The organism is Streptomyces sp. ADMS (assembly GCF_033441795.1).
GTDB lineage: Bacteria > Actinomycetota > Actinomycetes > Streptomycetales > Streptomycetaceae > Streptomyces.
In genome coordinates this window covers 51,444-69,247 of sequence record NZ_JAVFVX010000040.1, presented here as the reverse complement: position 1 = coordinate 69,247, position 17,804 = coordinate 51,444, and the positions used below count along the sequence as shown (strand labels likewise).

The 17,804-nt window shown below is 69.5% G+C and carries 21 protein-coding genes, 1 pseudogene and 1 riboswitch; of the genes and pseudogenes, 8 read left to right on the top strand and 14 right to left on the bottom strand.

All coding sequences use genetic code 11. The features are described from left to right. Positions 1-168: 168 nt before the first annotated feature. The 4 genes from RB628_RS19155 to RB628_RS19140 all read right to left on the bottom strand — a co-directional run bounded on the left by RB628_RS19155 (position 169) and on the right by RB628_RS19140 (position 3,763). Positions 169-1,173: an ABC transporter substrate-binding protein gene (locus RB628_RS19155; protein WP_318321698.1), complete on the bottom strand. Its 1,005-nt coding sequence runs from the start codon at positions 1,171-1,173 to the stop codon at positions 169-171. 12 nt (positions 1,174-1,185) lie between these two features. Continuing rightward, complete coding sequence (locus tag RB628_RS19150; RefSeq protein WP_318321697.1) at positions 1,186-1,956, bottom strand: ABC transporter ATP-binding protein; 771 nt, start codon at positions 1,954-1,956, stop codon at positions 1,186-1,188. Between the two features lie 3 nt (positions 1,957-1,959). Continuing rightward, a complete protein-coding gene (locus RB628_RS19145) occupies positions 1,960-2,961 on the bottom strand; it encodes an iron ABC transporter permease (RefSeq protein ID WP_318321701.1) in 1,002 nt (333 codons plus the stop codon). Positions 2,962-3,064: 103 nt separating this feature from the next. Then, a riboswitch (cobalamin riboswitch) is annotated at positions 3,065-3,153 on the bottom strand. Positions 3,154-3,484: 331 nt separating this feature from the next. Then, positions 3,485-3,763: an enoyl-CoA hydratase/isomerase family protein gene (locus RB628_RS19140; RefSeq protein WP_412180687.1), complete on the bottom strand. Its 279-nt coding sequence runs from the start codon at positions 3,761-3,763 to the stop codon at positions 3,485-3,487. Positions 3,764-3,815: 52 nt separating this feature from the next. Between RB628_RS19140 and RB628_RS19135 the strand changes: the two genes are divergently transcribed. Beyond that, positions 3,816-4,343: a hypothetical protein gene (locus RB628_RS19135; RefSeq protein ID WP_318321696.1), complete on the top strand. Its 528-nt coding sequence runs from the start codon at positions 3,816-3,818 to the stop codon at positions 4,341-4,343. A 7-nt stretch (positions 4,344-4,350) separates the two neighbouring features. On the opposite strand, the gene RB628_RS19130 is transcribed toward RB628_RS19135, so the two are convergent. Continuing rightward, positions 4,351-4,620: a DUF397 domain-containing protein gene (locus RB628_RS19130; RefSeq protein ID WP_318321695.1), complete on the bottom strand. Its 270-nt coding sequence runs from the start codon at positions 4,618-4,620 to the stop codon at positions 4,351-4,353. Next, a pseudogene (locus RB628_RS19125) lies at positions 4,602-5,449 on the bottom strand (helix-turn-helix domain-containing protein). Before RB628_RS19125 ends, RB628_RS19130 begins: the two are co-directional and overlap by 19 nt. Before the next feature lie 120 nt (positions 5,450-5,569). Between RB628_RS19125 and RB628_RS19120 the strand changes: the two are divergent. Both RB628_RS19120 and RB628_RS19115 read left to right on the top strand, forming a co-directional pair. Further along, positions 5,570-5,785, top strand: coding sequence for a hypothetical protein (locus RB628_RS19120; protein ID WP_318321694.1), 216 nt, complete (start codon positions 5,570-5,572; stop codon positions 5,783-5,785). 59 nt (positions 5,786-5,844) lie between these two features. Beyond that, positions 5,845-6,033 carry a hypothetical protein gene (locus tag RB628_RS19115; RefSeq protein WP_412180686.1) on the top strand — a complete coding sequence of 63 codons (189 nt, stop codon included), beginning with the start codon at positions 5,845-5,847 and terminating at the stop codon, positions 6,031-6,033. A 20-nt stretch (positions 6,034-6,053) separates the two neighbouring features. Here RB628_RS19115 and RB628_RS19110 read toward each other — a convergent pair whose 3' ends face one another. Next, on the bottom strand, positions 6,054-6,458 hold the full coding sequence (locus RB628_RS19110; protein ID WP_318321692.1) for a twitching motility protein PilT: 405 nt from the start codon (positions 6,456-6,458) through the stop codon (positions 6,054-6,056). Next, entirely contained in the window at positions 6,455-6,754 is a 300-nt protein-coding gene (locus tag RB628_RS19105; RefSeq protein ID WP_318321691.1) for a ribbon-helix-helix protein, CopG family, read from the bottom strand. Before RB628_RS19105 ends, RB628_RS19110 begins: the two co-directional genes overlap by 4 nt. 111 nt (positions 6,755-6,865) lie before the next feature. On the opposite strand from RB628_RS19105, the gene recO reads away from it, so the two are divergent. Then, positions 6,866-7,615, top strand: a complete 750-nt coding sequence (gene recO / locus RB628_RS19100; RefSeq protein ID WP_318321690.1) for a DNA repair protein RecO — start codon at positions 6,866-6,868, stop codon at positions 7,613-7,615. A 57-nt stretch (positions 7,616-7,672) separates the two neighbouring features. Further along, positions 7,673-8,521, top strand: coding sequence for an isoprenyl transferase (locus tag RB628_RS19095; protein ID WP_318321689.1), 849 nt, complete (start codon positions 7,673-7,675; stop codon positions 8,519-8,521). Positions 8,522-8,737: 216 nt separating this feature from the next. On the opposite strand, the gene RB628_RS19090 is transcribed toward RB628_RS19095, so the two are convergent. The 5 genes from RB628_RS19090 to RB628_RS19070 form a co-directional block, all read right to left on the bottom strand. Continuing rightward, positions 8,738-9,982, bottom strand: coding sequence for an MFS transporter (locus RB628_RS19090; RefSeq protein ID WP_318321688.1), 1,245 nt, complete (start codon positions 9,980-9,982; stop codon positions 8,738-8,740). A 137-nt stretch (positions 9,983-10,119) separates the two neighbouring features. Then, the gene (locus tag RB628_RS19085; RefSeq protein WP_318321687.1) at positions 10,120-10,539 is read right to left on the bottom strand and encodes a transcriptional repressor; all 420 of its coding nucleotides are present in this window, start codon (positions 10,537-10,539) and stop codon (positions 10,120-10,122) included. 58 nt (positions 10,540-10,597) lie between these two features. After that, complete coding sequence (locus RB628_RS19080) at positions 10,598-11,500, bottom strand: metal ABC transporter permease (RefSeq protein WP_318321686.1); 903 nt, start codon at positions 11,498-11,500, stop codon at positions 10,598-10,600. After that, a complete protein-coding gene (locus tag RB628_RS19075) occupies positions 11,500-12,285 on the bottom strand; it encodes a metal ABC transporter ATP-binding protein (protein ID WP_318321685.1) in 786 nt (261 codons plus the stop codon). The genes RB628_RS19080 and RB628_RS19075 overlap by 1 nt, the downstream gene beginning before the upstream one ends. 57 nt (positions 12,286-12,342) lie before the next feature. Continuing rightward, a complete protein-coding gene (locus RB628_RS19070; protein WP_318321684.1) occupies positions 12,343-13,317 on the bottom strand; it encodes a zinc ABC transporter substrate-binding protein in 975 nt (324 codons plus the stop codon). A 207-nt stretch (positions 13,318-13,524) separates the two neighbouring features. Here RB628_RS19070 and RB628_RS19065 point away from each other — a divergent pair, with 207 nt between their 5' ends. Beyond that, positions 13,525-14,907, top strand: coding sequence for a glycine--tRNA ligase (locus RB628_RS19065; RefSeq protein WP_318321683.1), 1,383 nt, complete (start codon positions 13,525-13,527; stop codon positions 14,905-14,907). A 170-nt stretch (positions 14,908-15,077) separates the two neighbouring features. Beyond that, positions 15,078-16,019, top strand: a complete 942-nt coding sequence (locus tag RB628_RS19060) for a DUF4394 domain-containing protein (protein WP_318321682.1) — start codon at positions 15,078-15,080, stop codon at positions 16,017-16,019. Between the two features lie 33 nt (positions 16,020-16,052). Here the strand turns inward: RB628_RS19060 and RB628_RS19055 are convergent, their stop codons facing one another. After that, a complete protein-coding gene (locus RB628_RS19055) occupies positions 16,053-16,259 on the bottom strand; it encodes a hypothetical protein (RefSeq protein WP_318321681.1) in 207 nt (68 codons plus the stop codon). A 563-nt stretch (positions 16,260-16,822) separates the two neighbouring features. Here RB628_RS19055 and RB628_RS19050 point away from each other — a divergent pair. Next, positions 16,823-17,804 (top strand): MEDS domain-containing protein (locus RB628_RS19050; protein WP_318321680.1); only part of this gene is annotated, 982 nt, incomplete at its 3' end.

Below are 17,804 nucleotides of genomic sequence, written 5' to 3'. Positions count from 1 at the left end.
GGGGGGGGTACGGCTTCCGGCGGCCGGGGTGCGGGCGGCGATGCCGATGCCGATGCTGGGGGCTGGGGGCTGGGGTGGAGTCGGTGGTGGGGGCGGCTACGGCTCGAGAGGGACAGCAGAGAGACGGGGAAACAGGACAACGGGCAGGGGGACGAGGGGACAAGGGGCCTATGAAGCGGAGCCGCTGTCCGCCACCGTCCGCAGATACGCCCCCAGCCGGGCGATCGCCGACGGATTGCGGGGGCTCTCGACGAGGTCCACGTAGTCGAGGACGAAGATCTGCTTGTGCTTGACGGCGGAGACGTTCTTCAGTGGTCCGTACGACAGCAGGAACTTCCGCTTCTGATCCGCGCCGACGTCCCCGTAGTCGCAGATGACGATGACGTCGGGGTCGCGCTCGACCACCGTCTCCCAGCCCACCGTCGTCCAGGAGTCGTCGAGGTCGTTCATGATGTTGACGCCGCCGGCCTTGCTGATGACCTCCTCGGGTGCGGCGTACCGCCCGGAGGTGAAGGGTGAGTCCGTGCCGCTGTCGTACAGGAACACCTTGGGGCTCTTCGCGGGCGCCTCGGCCCGCACGGCGGCGACCTGCTTCCTGAAGCCCGCGATCAGGGTGGCCGCGCGCTGCTCGACGCCAAAGAGCTTTCCGAGGTTGGTGAGGTCGGTGTAGAGGGCGTCCAGGGGCGGCATGATGCCCCGCGAGGTCTTCGTACGGCCGTTGCGGCACGACTCGGTGAGGATGTACGAGGGGATGCCGAGCTTCTTCAACGTGTCCGGGGTGAAGCCGTTGTCGTCGCGGAAACCGTAGTTCCAGCCGGCGAAGACCCAGTCGCCGCGGGCATCGAGGACGTTCTCCTTGGTGAGCTGCTGCTTGGACAGCCACTTCACCTTGTCGTAGCCGTCCTTCCAGGGCACGCCGCTCAGATCGCCCTTGTCGTCGGGCATGGCGAACCCGGCCATCCGGTCCTCCAGACCGAGCGCGAACATCAGCTCGGTGATCCCGACGTCGTTCGTGACGACCCGCTCGGGAACCCTGTCGTAGGTCACCCGCTGACCGCAGTTGGTGAGGGTGACGGCGGTGGACGAGGCATTCTCTGACGGCTTCTCCACGGTCGCACCGCATCCGGTGGCGAGGACGGACATGAGGAGGGCGGCGACAACGGGCTTGCGCATAGAGGCGGTTCCTTACCGGTGTTGCGTGGGAAGCAGATCGAAGAGCAGCTGTACGGCACCGGTCTCCGGATGCCGTACGGGATGGGCGCGCACCCCGAACACCTCGGCCAGCAGCCCGGGTTGGAGCACATCGTGCGGCGGGCCCGACGCGACGATCCGGCCCCCCGCGACGACGTACAGCAGATCGCAGTGGGCGGCGGCGAGGTTGAGGTCGTGGAGGGCGGCCAGTGCGGTCAGGCCGCTGGCCCGGACCAGGGACAGCACGTCCAACTGGTGGGCGATGTCAAGGTGGTTGGTGGGTTCGTCAAGGACGAGGACGCGCGGCTGCTGGGCCAACGCCCTTGCGATGAGCACGCGTTGCTTCTCACCGCCGGACAGGGCGAGGAACCCGCGGTCGGCGAGGTGCGCGACGCCGGTGCGCTCCATGGCGGCGGCGCAGATGTCCCGGTCCCCGGCCGCCGTACGCCCCCGGTGCGGCAGCCGCCCCATCGCGACCACCTCCGCGACGGTGAAGTCGAACTCGGCGGACGACTCCTGGGGCAGCGCGGCGAGCATCCGTGCGGCAGCCCGGGGTTCCATGGCGTGCACGTCGACGTCGTCCAGCCGCACCGCGCCCCCTGCCGGCCGCAGCGCCCGGTACACGCACCGCAACAGGGTCGACTTCCCGCTCCCGTTGGGCCCGACGAGCCCCACGAAGGCCCCGCTTTCCACACGCATCGTGATGTCCTCGACGAGGCGGACCGCCCCCGCGTCGACCGACACGCCCTCCACGTCGAGCCGCATCGCTCACCGCACCCCGAACGCGTAGCCGCCGCGCCGCATCAACAGCAGGAACGCCGGTACGCCGACCACGGCGGTGATCACCCCGACGGGCAGTTCGGCCGGCGCGAGCAACAGCCGGGACAGTACGTCGGCCCACACCAGCAGCACGGCCCCGGCGAGCGGCGCGACCGCCAGCACCCGCCGGTGATCGGCGCCCACGAGCATCCGCACGACATGGGGGACCATGAGTCCGACGAAGCCGATGGCCCCGCTGACGGCGACGACCGTGCCGGTCACGGCGGCGGTGACGAGGAACAACTCTCGTCGCAACCGGGTTGGTTGGACGCCGAGGGCGGCGGCGGTCTCGTCGCCCATGGCGAGTGCGTTGAGCGACTCGGCGCGCCGGGCGAGCCACGCCCACCCGGCGAGGACGGTCACGGCCGCGATCGGCACCTGTGCCCAGGTGGCCCCGCCCAGACTCCCCAGCAGCCACATCATCGCCGAGCGGGCCGCCTCACCCCGGGCGGCCCCGAACACCATCACGGTGGTGACGGCCTCGAAGCCGTACGCCAGCGCGGTCCCGGTGAGGATCAGCCGCAGCGGAGTGAGCCCATGAGCGGCGGATCGGGCGACGGCGTACACGAGCACCATGGCGCCGAGCGCGGAGACGAAGGCGGACACGGACAGCGCCCACACCCCGAGCCCGGCGAAGGCCCCCAGCAGAATCACGGCGTTGGCCCCCACGGCCGCACCGGAGGAGATACCGAGGACGAACGGATCGGCGAGCGCGTTGCGCACCATGGCCTGCACGGCCACCCCGACGGCCGAGAGCCCGGCGCCGACCACGGCGGCGAGCACCACCCGGGGCAGCCGCAGCTCCCAGACAATGGTGTAGGAGGCCACGTCACCCGCGCGGACGGTGCCCCCGGTGGCCCCGTCCCACAGGAGCCGGAACACCTGGCCCCACCCGATCCCGGACGCCCCCAGCCCGACCCCGCACAGCAGGGAGAGGAACAGCGACAGCATCAGCCCAACGGCCAGCGGCAGGACGGGTATTCGGCGCACGGTCGGCGGTCCTTCGCCTCGGCTCGCAGTCCGCGGCGAGCGGTCACAGGGGCACGCGCACCTTGGGTAATCGGGCTCGCACGCCGAAGTCCTGGCCGGACGGGGGCGTGCATACCGTTGCGGGTCAGCGCCGGAGTCTCACCGGACTTCCCCCACGGGACGCGTCGGCGAGCGTAGCAAACGCGTCGGACCGGTCATTTCGGGGAGGGCCGGCCCGCTGCGCGCCGGGGAGCCTAACCGCGCGATCCCTGCTTCTGGAAGCTACGGAAGTGCGCGGTGCGTGTTCCAGGCGTTGCAGGTGTTCCCGGAGCTCCGAGTCCTGCGGGTTCTCCCGGAGCGAGCAGCGGGGTGAAGAGGGCCGGTTCGAGGTCCAGGCCGTGGTCGAGAGGGCCTTCGAGGGAGGCGTCCGTCGCGCGTTTGGCGGCTGCCAGGGCATCGGGCGGACCGGCCGTGTAGCGGAGGGCGCGGGACCGGGCCGCGTCGATCAGGTGCCCTCGGGGACGACCTCGTCGACCAGGCCGATCCGTTCGGCCTCGGCCGCGTCGACCTGGCGGCCGGAGAAGAGGATGTCCTTGGCCCGGGACAGGCCGACCAGCCGGGGCATGCGCTGGGTGCCGCCCGCGCAGGGGATCAGGCCGAGCGGGATCTCGGGCAGGCCGAAGCGGGCGGTGGGCGTGCAGACGCGTACGTCGGCGGCGAGGGCGAGTTCGCAGCCACCGCCGAGTGCGTACCCCTCCACGGCGCCGATCACCGGGACGCCCAATGATCCGCAAGTCCTCTGTCCGTTTGATCCGTGAGTCCCGGAGGTCCCCACCTTGCAAGTCCGCCCTTTCCCCTACGAGATCGGCGGCGCCCGCGCCGAACTCGGTACCGTCATCGACATCGACTCCTGGGCCCGGCAGGCCCGTGTCCCCGACCGACGCAAACCCGGTGAGCATCTCGCCGGGGCCACCGTCACCCGGATGCTGGGCGTGGAGTCCAAGGCGTGGGATCCCGACCGCTTCGCCGACCGGGAGACCGTCGCCGGGGTGGCGCGCGGCGCGCTGGCCGACGCCCGCCTCGACCCTGCCGACGTCACCGGGGTCGTCCTGGTGACGTGCACCCCGTACGAGGTGATGCTCGACCAGGACGCCTTCGGGTTGCTGCGGGTCCTGGGCATCCCGGACCACGTTCCGCCGGGCCAACTCGGCGCGGGTTGCGTGGGCTTGGCGCGTGCGGCGGCGGTCGTGGCGGCCACCGGAACGGAACGGGCCCTGGTCGTCGCCGACAACGTCCCGAGCCGGATCGGCACCGGCCCGGACGGCGCCCCGTTGCCCCACTACGCCGACGACCCGTACCGGTGAGCTGACCTCAGCCGACGGAACCGACGAACTCCGCCCAGGCGCCGGCCCCGAGGAGCAGCACGGGTCCGTCCGAGACCTTGCTGTCGCGGACGGGCACGACGCCGGGGACTCCGTCGGCTGCTTCGAGGCAGTTTCCGCCTTCGCCGTTGCTGTAGGTGCTCTTACGCCAGCGGGCGGCGCCGATGAAGTCGTACGCGACCTCGACGCACTCGCCGCCGTTGTCGTCGCTGTAGCTGCTTTTGCGCCACTTGACTGTGCTCAGGTCGTACGCGCGCATCGTCTGTGGTCCTCTGCCGCCGATTCGATGAGGGCCAGGGACGCCTCCGGCGGCAGCGCGGCGGCCCTGAGCAGATCGTATGCCCCCTGCACCCGCTTAACCAGGGCCGGATCGTCCAGCAGGCTCCCCGAAGACACGGCCTCTGTATAGGCGGTTGGGGGCGCGTCCTCGAACTCCATGAGCTGCACCATCCGGCCCATGAGGGGATATGCCCCAACAGAAGTCGGCAGCACCTGCACAAGCACCTTCCGCTGCTGTGCCAACTGCAAGATGTGCTCCAACTGCTCGGCCATCTCGTCCGGCCCGCCGACTGGAATGCGCAGCACGTGCTCGTGCAGGATCGTCCAATACTGTGGCCGTGTAGCGTCGTTCAGGATGCGCGCCCGCTCGATGCGAGCAGCGATCTTCTCCTCGATGTAAGCCTCGGTGGCGAAGGGTTGCTCGCCAGCGTCACCGCCCGTGTGTACGCGGCGGTCTGGAGCAGCCCGGGTACGAGTGTGGGCGCAAATGTGGCGATCTTCGTTGCCGTCCGCTCAAGCTCCACAACCTCCGCGAAGTAGTCCGCGTACCGCTTGTCGTCGATGAGCTTGCGCCAGGTCCGCTCGAAAAAACCAGCGGTTTGTAGTACGTCGTCAATCCGTGCCGCCACATCCAACTGCGGTTTCCGAATTGCCTGTTCGAACTGCCCGATGTAGCCCCCGGAGACGAAGACGAAGACGAAGACCATCGCCCCCAACTCCACCTGGGTCAATCCGGCCTCCTCGCGCCGCCGCTTCAACTCCGTCCCGAAGAACTCCCAGGCCGCCTGCCGCTGTGAACCATTGGCCATAGCCGAACCGAACCCCCTTCAACTGCACAGACGTTGCTGCGCCCAGAGCCTTCCGAGTGTAGGCACAGCACGTCATCGTAGAAGTGCGAAGAGTGAAACTCGATTAACAAGGGGAGCACGGTGACGGCACGACAGGCGGCACACTCGACGGCCTGTGTCGAAGAAGCGGAGGAAATTGTGAAGGAATTGCGGATGGCGTTGAAAAGCGCCGGGATTACTCTGCCGTCGCTCCGATTGGACGCGGCGGGTGTCGCCCGGGAAGCGCCCTGTCCGCTCATCGAATTGGGGCGCTGCAACGTCGAGACGGCGGCCCGGATCGCGGCGGCGCTGCGATGAACGACGTGAGGCCGGTGAGGTCGGGGAGGCCGGGGCGGCCGGATGTCGGCTCGTACGTCATGGACACCCGCACCGGAAAGGTCGGCATCGTCATGGGGCACGAGGGGCCCTACGTCCAGCTCAGATCGTACGGCGGCGGCAGGGAGTGGGACGCGGCCCTGGGCGGCCTCCGGCCCGCCACCCCGGCGGAACGCCTCAGCGCGGCGACGGCGTACGCGAACGCACGCAGCCGCGGTGAGGTTTCTTGATCGGCTTGGCTGGGGTGGGGTCAGCGCAGGGGCGTGACCTTGACACGTTTGCCGGCTGTGCCCAGGTGGTCAACGAGGTGCTGGATGTCGCCGGGATCCGACGTGAACACGTTGGCGCCGAGGCGCGCGGCGATCAGTGCGACGGTGCCGTCCACGGGGTCTGAGGTGCGGGCCTTGCCCAGCAGTTCGCCGACACTCACGGCTAAAGCGTGATCCAGCGGCGGTACGCGGCAACCGTGGAGAAGTCGTGCCAGTTGCGCCTGGCGGGCACCGTCGCGCCAGGCCTGGGAGACGACCGGCGCGGGCACCAGGGGTACGCCGCCGGCCGTCAAGTACGACCGGTGGGTTCGCCAGAAGGCGACTTGATCCCGCTCGGCGGCGATCAGCGCACCGCCGTCGTACACGAAGGGCCGCAGGGTGCTCACGCGACACCTCGCGCACGGTCGTCCGAGTGGGCCGAGTGGGCCGAGTACTCGTCCGAGTAGGCGGGGCGGGTGGCGTCCTCCATGACGGCATCCACCCATGCCTGCTCCTCTGGCGTCGGCGGAGGGAGATGGGCCATGGCCTCCTCCGCCGACGCGAGACCCGCCTCGATCTTGGCCGCGTGCTCGGCGGCGCGCGACAGCCAGGCGGAGACGCTCAGCCCCTCGCGCTCGGCAGCCGATCTGACGGCTTCGAGTGTCTCGCTGGGGATGGTGATGGTGACGCGTTCGAGGCTCATACCGAAAGTCTTACTGGTCGGGGAGGCCCAACGCCAGCTGAAGCCGCAGCGTTCACCGGTGAGAAGTACGGCCCCGTCCGAGCCTGCCGTTCCGTACGCGACAATGACCCCATGAGCCTGTTCCGTGACGACGGTGTCGTGCTGCGCACCCAGAAGCTGGGGGAGGCCGACCGGATCATCACGCTGCTCACGCGCGGTCACGGGCGCGTACGGGCCGTGGCCCGGGGGGTGCGGCGGACCAAGTCCAAGTTCGGGGCCCGGCTCGAACCGTTCTCCCACGTCGACGTGCAGTTCTTCTCGCGGGGGAGTGACCTGGTCGGGCGCGGGCTGCCACTCTGCACACAGAGCGAGACAATCGCTCCGTACGGTGGCGGGATCGTCACCGACTACGCCCGGTACACCGCCGGGACGGCCATGCTGGAGACGGCGGAACGGTTCACCGACCACGAGGGTGAGCCCGCCGTGCAGCAGTACCTGCTGCTGGTCGGCGCCCTGCGTACCCTCGCCCGCGCCGAGCACGAGCCCCACCTCATCCTCGACGCGTTCCTCCTGCGCTCCCTCGCCGTCAACGGGTACGCGCCCACCTTCAGCGACTGCGCGCGGTGCGGCATGGCGGGACCGAACAGGTTCTTCTCGGTGGCCGCCGGAGGCTCCGTCTGCGTCGACTGCCGGGTGGCCGGCAGCGTCGTACCCTCTCCCCAGGCCCTCGAACTGCTCGGCGCGCTGCTGACGGGCGACTGGGCGACCGCGGACGCGTGTGAGCCGCGTCATGTCAGGGAGGGGAGCGGGCTGGTGTCCGCCTACCTGCACTGGCACCTGGAGCGCGGACTGCGCTCCCTGCGCTATGTAGAGAAGAACTAGAAGCAACCAGAAGCAAGCCGAGCAGCAGAAGCACGTGAACAAGGAGACGAGAAACGCATGGCCGTACGCGGAATCCTGGGGCGCCAGCGCCGCGAGTACAAGACGCCGGAGCCGCACCCCTCCGGCGCCACCGCGCCGAAGCTCCCCGGCGAGCTCGTACCGAACCATGTGGCGTGCGTCATGGACGGCAACGGGCGGTGGGCCAAGGAGCGCGGGCTGCCGCGTACGGAGGGGCACAAGGTCGGCGAAGGCGTCGTCCTCGATGTCCTCAAGGGATGCCTGGAACTCGGCGTCAAGAATCTCTCCCTCTACGCCTTCTCCACCGAGAACTGGAAGCGGTCCCCGGAAGAGGTCCGCTTCCTGATGAACTTCAACCGTGACGTCATCCGGCGCCGGCGGGACGAAATGGATGAACTCGGTATCCGGATCAGGTGGGTCGGGCGTATGCCCAGGATGTGGAAGTCCGTCGTGCAGGAACTCCAGGTCGCCCAGGAACAGACCAAGAACAACGACGCCATGACGCTCTACTTCTGCGTCAATTACGGCGGCCGAGCCGAACTCGCCGACGCGGCAAAGGCGATGGCGCGTGATGTCGCCGCCGGAAAGCTCGACCCCGACAAGGTGTCCGAGAAGACCATCCAGAAGTATCTCTACTACCCGGACATGCCGGACGTCGACCTTTTCCTCCGCCCCAGTGGCGAACAGCGCACCTCCAACTACCTGATCTGGCAGTCGAGTTACGCCGAGATGGTGTTCCAGGATGTGCTCTGGCCCGACTTCGACCGGCGCGACCTGTGGCGCGCCTGCGTCGAATTCGCCTCCCGCGACCGGCGGTTCGGCGGCGCGGTCCCGAATGAGCAACTGCTGGAAATGCAGCGGGACATGAAGGGCAACACAGAGGCCTGAGCCGAGCGCGGGACAGCGGCACCCGGCGCCTTTCGGTGCCGGGTGCCGCTGTCGTTGTCCGTGGAGGGTGGCTCAGCTGGTCGCGACCGCCGTGTCGTCGATCACGAAGCTCGTCCGGAGCGAGGAGTCCTCGACGCCGGTGAACCTCAGCGCGACCGTCGTGCCCGCGTAGGCCGACAGACTCGGCGACTTCGCGACGCGGATGACGAGACCCCTCTAGCCCTCTGTACGGGGCAGCAGCAGCGGAGTCGCGAGGATCAGGACGCCCGCGGCCCCGACAGCGGTCAGCGGCGTGGTGAGCGCCGCCAGCAGCCCCCACAGCGCGGTCAGCGCCGCGACGGTCAGCTTGCTGGACACCGACCAGGCGGAGAGGGTGCGGGCCAGCCGGTCCGCCGGGGTGTGCTGGAGCCGGTAGGTGGCGTACACCGGGTTGAACACGCCCATGCTCGTGATCAGCCCGAACTGCACGCCCATCACGAGTACGAGGCCTGTCGTGCCGCCGTGCACGAACACCATCCCGACGGGCCAGCACACCCGCAGCGTCCCGGCGGTGAGCATGACCCCGCGCTGCCCGTACCGCGCCACGAGCGGCCGGGACAGACGCGAACCGACGAGGCCGCCGACGCAGGGCACGGAGAAGGCGAGCGCGTACTGCCAGGGCGCGAAGCCGAAGCGGCCGAGCATGAGGACGGCGACCAGGGGTGCGGTCGCCATGATCAGCCCGCTGACCAGCACGGTGTTGAGGAACAGGGGCCGCAGTACCGGGTCGGCCAGGATGAACCGCCACCCGTCGACCAGCTCACCGGCGCGCGGACGCCCGCCACCGGCCCGGGCCTTCTCCCGTACCGGACGAGGTTCCTGCCCGCCCATCGCACGGATACCGGCCGCCGACAGCAGAAAACTCACCGCGTTGGCGACCACCGTGGTCACCGGTCCGAGCAGCCCGACGGCAGCCCCGCCCAGTGGCGGCCCGACCACGCTCGCGGTCCACATCGTGGACTCGAACCGTGCGTTGGCGACGAGGAGTTGGGAGGGCGGCAGCAGGCCCTTGAGGCAGGCGCCGCCGGCGGCGGTGAAGGTGATGTCGGCAGCGGCGACGATGACGGCCACCATCACGAGCTGACCGAAGGAGAGCGCGCCGAGCGCGTAGGCGGCGGGGACGGTGAGCAGCGCCCCGCACCGCACCAGATCCATCGCGACCATCACCTGCCGCTTGCGCCGGAACTCCACCCAGGGCCCGAGCGGCACCGCCACCACGGCCCCGACGGCCAGCCCGGCGGCGGCCAACAGGGACACCTGGGCCGGCCCGACGTGCAGCACGAGCACAGCGATCAGCGGAAACGAGTCGAAGGCGAGCCAGGTACCGAACAGACTGGTGGTATAGGCCCCCCACAGCCACCGAAACGGCACCCCGAGGGAGGCGCCGCTCAGGCGGTCGTCTGTTTCGCCACCAACAGCCACCGCGCGAAGGTACCGGACGCGACGGCCAGCGGATCGCCCGGGTGCCTCTGGGCCGACGCGGTACGGCAGCGCCCCATCGGGGCGCGGGGAACCGCGCGACCAGCCACAACGGCCCCGCGGACGAGAACGTACCGAACCTACTTCCGCGCCGCCGCGGAGCACTCCGCACAGGTACCGAAGATCTCCACCGTGTGAGCCACGTTCACATACCCGTGCTCAACCGCGATCGCGTCCGCCCACTTCTCCACGGCCGGCCCCTCGACCTCCACCGCCTTGCCGCAGACGCGGCAGACGAGATGGTGGTGATGGTCACCGGTCGAGCAGCGGCGATACACCGACTCGCCGTCGGACGTCCGCAGGACATCCACCTCACCCGCGTCCGCCAGGGACTGGAGCGTGCGGTAGACGGTCGTCAGCCCCACCGAGTCGCCCTTGTGCTTGAGCATGTCGTGGAGGTCCTGGGCACTGCGGAACTCGTCGACCTCGTCCAGCGCCGCCGCCACAGCGGCACGCTGGCGGGTGGATCGTCCCTTAACGGGCGGGCCGACCGTCGTCACCGTTGTCTCCTCACGTCTGCGCTTGCCGGGCCATTGTGCCAGCCCGGACTGTGCGCGGTCAGACGCCTGCCTTGCCGGCGGCCTCCCTGCTGGCCGGAATCACACACTCCGCCGGGTCTCCGGCAGTCTGCGCGGAGGCCGCGGCACGGGCCCTGCGGCGGGCCAGTGGCGTCGCCAGCGCGGTCAGCACGATGAACGCGCCGATCGTCAGCAGTACGATCGTCGCACCGGGCGGAACATCCTGGTAGTACGAGGTCACCGTGCCGCCGATCGTCACGGAAACACCGATCGCGACCGCGATGGCGAACGTCGCCGCGAAGCTCCGGCTCAACTGCTGGGCGGCGGCCACCGGGACCACCATCAGGGCGCTGACCAGCAACAACCCCACCACCCGCATCGCCACCGTCACCGTGACCGCCGCCGTGATCGCCGTGAGGAGGTTGAGGGCCCTGACCGGCAGGCCCGTCACGCGGGCGAACTCCTCGTCCTGGCTGACCGCGAAGAGCTGCCGCCGCAGACCGATGGTGACCAACACCACGAAGGCCGCAAGCACGCAGATCGCCGTCACGTCGGATTCGCTGACCGTCGACAGCGACCCGAACAGGTACGAGGTCAGGTTGGCGTTCGAGCCCGTCGGCGCGAGGTTGATGAACATCACGCCGCCGGCCATACCGCCGTAGAACAGCATCGCGAGGGCGATGTCGCCGCGCGTCTTCCCGTACCAGCGGATGAGTTCCATCATCACCGCGCCGACGACGGAGACGGCCATCGCCATCCACACCGGTGAGGTGTTCAGCAGGAAACCGAGGCCGACACCCGTCATCGCGACATGGCCGATTCCGTCGCCCATCAGGGCCTGACGGCGCTGGACCAGGTAGATGCCGATGGCGGGGGCCGTGATGCCGACGAGGACCGCGGCCAGCAGGGCGCGCTGCATGAAGGCGTAGTCGAGGAAGTCCATCAGCTCAGCAGTCCCGTCCGGATCGGTTCGGCGTCGTGAGCCGCGTGCGGGTGTACGTGGTCGTGACCGGGCAGGGCATGCTGTCCGACCGCCTTGGGAGGCGGCCCGTCGTGCGTCACGCACCCGTCGCGCAGGACGACCGCCCGGTCGATCAGCGGCTCCAGCGGCCCCAGTTCGTGCAGCACGAGCAGGACCGTCGTACCGGCCGCGACCTGCTCCCTGAGCGTCCGCGCCAGCACCTCCTGGCTCGCCAGGTCGACGCCCGCCATCGGCTCGTCCATGATCAGCAGCTCGGGTTCGGCGGCGAGGGCACGGGCGATCAGCACGCGCTGGTGCTGGCCGCCGGACAGCGCGTTCACCGAGTCCTTCGCGCGGTCCGCCAGGCCCACGAGAGCGATGGCCCGCTGTACGGCCTCGTGGTCGGCCCTGCGCAGCATGCCGAAGCGGGCGCGGGAGAGCCGGCCCGACGAGACGATCTCGGTGATCGTCGCGGGTACGCCACCGGCCGCGGTCGTCCGCTGCGGTACGTAGCCCACGCGCCGCCAGTCCGTGAAGCGGCGGCGGGGAACGCCGAACAGCTCGATCTCGCCCTCGCTGACCGGCACCTGGCCGATGAGTGTGCGGACCGCGGTCGACTTGCCGGAGCCGTTGGCGCCGAGCAGCGCGACCACCTCGCCGCGGCGCACGGTGAGGTCGATGCCCCGCAGGACCGGGCGGGAGCCCAGCTCGGCGCGTACGCCGCGCAGGGATATGACCGGCTCGGACCTGCCCGGGTCGCTGCTCATGCGTGGTACCTCCGCGGTGTCACTCGTCTCGCTGGTCTCGCTGGTGTCGCGCTGATCTCACTTGGCGCCCAGAGCCGTCCGCAGCGCCTTGAGGTTGGCCTCCATGACCGCGATGTAGTCGTCACCCCGGGACTTCTCGGTGATGCCCTCAAGCGGATCGAGGACGTCCGTCCTGAGGTTCGCGTCCTTGGCGAGCGTCTTCGCGGTCTTGTCGGAGACCAGTGTCTCGTAGAAGACGGTCGTCACGCCGTCCGCCTTCGCCTCCTCCTGGAGTTCCTTCATCCGTGCGGCACTCGGCTCGCTCTCCGGGTCCACACCGGTGATGGCCTCCTGGGTCAGGCCGTAGCGCTCGGCGAGGTAGCCGAAAGCCGCGTGGTTGGTGAAGAACACCTTCGACGCCGTGTTCTTCAGGCCGTCCTCGAACGCGGTGTTGAGCGAGGCCAGCCTGCCGGTCAACGTCTCGGCGTTCTTCTCGTATTCCGCCGCGTTGTCCGGGTCGGCCTTCTGGAAGGCGGCGCTCACACCGTCGGCGATCTCGGCGTACTTCACCGGGTCGAGCCAGACGTGCGGGTCGAGAGCGGAGGACTCCTCGTCGGCGTGCGCCTCCTCGGAGGGCTCCTCCTCGCCCTCGTGGCCGTGCTCGGTGCTGCCGTGGTCCTCAAGGGTGGTGAGGGTGGCCGCGTCTATCTTCGACTTCACCTCGGACTGCGACACCGCATCGTCGACGGCGGGCTGGAGGCCCTTGAGGTACAGGACCGCGTCGGCCTTCTGGAGGTCCGCGGTCTGCTTGGCGCTGATCTCGAGGTCGTGCGGCTCCTGGCCGGGTTCGGTCAGCGTGGTGACGGAGACATGACCGCCACCTATCTGCTCGGCGAGATACTGCATGGGGTAGAACGACGCCACGACGTCGAGCTTCCCGCTGCTGTTCTCGTCGGCGGCGCTCGAATCCGAGGAGCAGGCGGACAGGGTGCCGAGGCCGAGTGCGGTGGCCGCCGCGATCGCGGTGCCCGATATGAGTCGTCGTACGTTCATGACAGTCATTTTCAATGATTCTGGAAACGATTGTCAACAAGCGGGCTTTTGGGGCGTCTGCGGGGGCTGTGGCCGGACCGATTTGATTGCGGGGCGGGCCCCGCCGGTAACCTGAGTCATTCGCTCTGAAGCGCATCCGCTTCCGCCCGTCCGGAACGCGTCCGCTTCATCGCCCGTCGTCGTAATCGTCGTAATGAAGAGAGCACCGTGGCCGCCGACAAGATCGACACCATCGTCAGCCTGAGCAAGCGCCGTGGCTTCGTATTCCCCTGCAGTGAGATCTACGGAGGCCAGAAGGCCGCCTGGGACTACGGGCCGCTGGGTGTCGAGCTCAAGGAGAACCTCAAGCGTCAGTGGTGGCGCTACATGGTGACGTCGCGCGAGGACGTCGTCGGCATCGACTCGTCGGTGATCCTGGCCTCCGAGGTCTGGGTGGCCTCCGGTCACGTCGCGACCTTCTCCGACCCGCTCACCGAATGCACCTCCTGTCACAAGCGCTACCGCGCCGACCACCTGGAGGAGGCGTACGAGGCCAAGCACGGCCGTACGCCCGCCAACGGCCTCGCGGACATCAACTGCCCCAACTGCGGCAACAAGGGCCAGTTCACCGAGCCCAAGCAGTTCTCGGGTCTGCTGTCGACGCACCTCGGCCCGACCCAGGACTCCGGCGCGATCGCCTACCTGCGCCCCGAGACCGCACAGGGAATCTTCACCAACTTCTCCCAGGTGCAGACGACTTCGCGCCGCAAGCCGCCGTTCGGCATCGCCCAGATGGGCAAGTCGTTCCGCAACGAGATCACGCCCGGCAACTTCATCTTCCGCACCCGTGAGTTCGAGCAGATGGAGATGGAGTTCTTCGTCAAGCCGGGCGAGGACGAGAAGTGGCAGGAGTACTGGATGCAGGAGCGCTGGAACTGGTACACCGGCCTCGGTCTCCGCGAGGAGAACATGCGCTGGTACGACCACCCGGCCGAGAAGCTCTCGCACTACTCCAAGCGCACCGCCGACATCGAGTACCGCTTCCAGTTCGGCGGCAACGAGTGGGGTGAGCTGGAGGGCGTCGCGAACCGCACGGACTTCGACCTCTCGGCCCACGCCAAGGCCTCCGGCCAGGACCTCTCGTACTTCGACCAGGAGGCCCAGGAGCGCTGGACGCCGTACGTCATCGAGCCCGCGGCCGGTGTCGGCCGCGCGATGCTGGCGTTCCTCCTCGACGCGTACATCGAGGACGAGGCGCCCAACGCCAAGGGCAAGATGGAGAAGCGGACGGTGCTGCGGCTCGACCCGCGACTGGCGCCGGTCAAGGTCGCCGTCCTTCCGCTGTCCCGCAACCCCGAGCTGTCCCCGAAGGCGAAGGGGCTGGCCACGGCCCTGCGTCAGAACTGGAACATCGAGTTCGACGACGCGGGCGCCATCGGCCGCCGCTACCGGCGCCAGGACGAGATCGGCACGCCGTTCTGTGTGACGGTCGACTTCGACACGCTGGACGACAACGCGGTGACCGTCCGGGAGCGGGACACGATGAAGCAGGAGCGGGTGTCGCTGGACCAGATCGAGGGGTACCTCGCCCAGCGTCTCATCGGTTGCTAGAGCCCGGCGCCCTGCCGCTGCCGGCGGGCTGAGAACACACCCCGGTTTCGTTACGGACGTAACAGACGTAACGAAACCGGGGTTTCGCCCATCCGGGACACATGGGGCTCCGAAGGACAGGTCGTACGCGGCTCGCAGGGTGCGGGCGGCGCGGACCTCTCGGGGGCATCATGCGCAAGCAAGCAGTGATCGGCGTTGTCACGACGGCTCTGGCGATCGGCGCGGTCGGGTATGTGACGGCGTACGACGGAAGCGGGGCGGCCGAGTCCTCCTCCTCGTCCTCCGTCGGCATCCGGTCCGGCGGCGGAACCGGCGCCGGACCGGGGCAGGCGGCGGCCGGTCGGCTCAGTGCCGTCGGTCTCACCGCCGACCAGCGGCTCGTCACCTTCCGCGTCGACCGGCCCGGCCGTACCGTCCCGCTCGGCAGGGTGAGCGGGCTCCACGGCGACACCGAACTCGTCGGCATCGACTACCGCGTCCAGAACAACAAGCTGTACGGCGTCGGGGACCGCGGCGGCATCTACACCCTCCGCGAGATCGGTGCCAGGGCCACCAAGGTCTCCCAGCTCAGCGTTCCGCTGCGGGGCGGAAGCTTCGGCGTCGACTTCAATCCGGCCGCCAACCGGCTCCGGGTCATCAGCGACACCGGCCAGAACCTCCGCCACAACATCGACGACCCGGCAGGCGCACCGGCGGCCGGTACGACGGCGGCGGACGGCACCCTGACCAACCCGCCCGTCCCGCCCGCGACTTCGGGTGCGACGGCGACGGGCGTCACAGCGGCGGCGTACACGAACAACGACCTGGACGCGACGACGGCCACCACCCTGTTCGACCTCGACACCGTCAACGACCAGGTGTCCGTCCAGTCCCCGGCGAACGCCGGCAACCTCGCCCCCACGGGCAGGCTGGGCGTCGACGCGGGCGCGGTGGGCGCCGGCTTCGACATCCACAGTTCCGCCCGCTCCGGCACGAACACCGGATACGCGGTGCTGCGCGTGGGCGGCGCCCAGCGTCTTCACCAGGTGAACCTGCTCAACGGTTCGGTGCGGCGCACGGGCACCTTCGACGCCGGGCGGCCGGTGGTGGATCTGGCACTGCCGACCCGGTAGGGCCGACGGCGGCGTCAGCCCGCCGTGGTGACCTCAGGACGCGGTCGGATCGACCGTCGCCTGGTGCTCCTCGGCGAGGTGTTCCTCCGCCTTCAGCCAGGGCAGGAACTGCACCTTCTTCCGCCAGCCGCACGTGTCGCAGCTCATGACGCGATGCGCGCCGGTGCGCTGGACATGGACCACGTGCTCCCGTCCGTGCTGGTCCCAGCGGTTCACCTTGCTCGTGTTGATCTGCAGCATGACCTCTCCGGCGTCCGGGGATCGGCGGTCGTGTGGTTACCCGTGCAGGTGCGTGCAGACAGGAGTGTGCAGCAAGAGCAACATCAACAGGGGGCGGCTGTGTGAAGAGTTGACAGTCCCCGGGCCTCAGGAGTCGGTTCCGGGGGCGATCAGGCCGGTCTCGTAGGCCAGTACGACCGCCTGGACCCGGTCGCGCAGGCCAGCTTCGACAGGCTGCGGCCTACGTGCGTCTTCACCGTGGTCGGGCTCGCGGTATGGGGATCCACGGGAACATCGCCGACTAGCGAGGGGGTGAGGGGGTGAGGGGGTGAGGGGGTGAGGGGGTGAAGGGGTGAAGGGGCGCGAGGGAGCGTGGGGGCGGAGGGCGGGGGCGGGTGAATCATCCGGTCGAGCGAGGCATGGTCGAGATGGGGCGGCAACTGCTCGTGTTCGGGCGGGTGTCCGGTCGCGAGTGGTCAATTCCGTGCTTGATGAACGGTGTTGGTGGTGGCGGCAGCAGTGCGCGCCGGCCGTTCCCTACCGTCGTCCTGAGTTGATCATCAGCACCTGGAAAGGCGCCCTCGATGACGGAACCCGCACATGAGCATCCGCAGGGGCACGCGCACACCGCCGCCCGAGGCGTCCCCGTCGACGCCCTGCGCCCCGGCGACCACGCCTGTCTGGACGTGCCCGACTCCCAGGCCCACTGGCAGTTCCTGACCGCCTACACCCGCACCGGACTGACCCGCGGCGAGCGGGTCATGGTCGTCCTCGACCCGGCCGACGTGGGCGACGGCGACGCCCTCGCCCGCCTCGACGACGGCACCGGACAGGCCGAAGACGCCTGGCGGAGCGGCCAGTTGGAGATCGTACGCAACACCGCCGCCTACGTCCCCGACGGCAGCTTCTCCAGGGAGCGCCAATTCCGGCTCTACTCTCAGGAGTTGGAGCGCTCGGGAACCTCGGGGTGGGCTGGGCTGCGGGTCGGCGCCGACATGGCCTGGGGGCAGCGGTCCGGCGTCAGCGACGACCGACTCCTCGACTACGAGGCCTTCATGGAACCGCTGTTCGCCGATCCCCGCCTCACCGCGATGTGCTGGTACAGCCGCCACCAGTACACCGACCACCTGGTGGCCGCGATGCGGACGGTCCACCCGCTCCAGGTGATGACCCACCTCGACGCGCTCGAAGTGACCCGCCCCGACGGCAGCGCGCACATCCCCGGTTCGGCCGAGGCCGGCACCTGCGAGGAGTTCACGGCCACCCTGCGTGAACTGCTCGGCCGTCGTGGCTCCGCCGGTCCCTCCCCGCTCCGCTACGAACTCGACCTGACCGACCTGTTCTACATGGAGGCCCACGCCGCCTGGCAACTCATCGGCTTCGCCCGGGACCTGCCCGACGGCGACACCCTCGACGTCCGCTGCGGCCCGATCCTCGAAGCGGTCCTCCAAGGTCTCGGCTCCGACGGCGTACGGCAGTTGAGGCTCCGGACGGAGGCGGAGGTGGAGGCCGGGACGGAGGCGGGGACGGAGGTGGAGGCGGGGACAGGGACGGGGACGGAGGCGG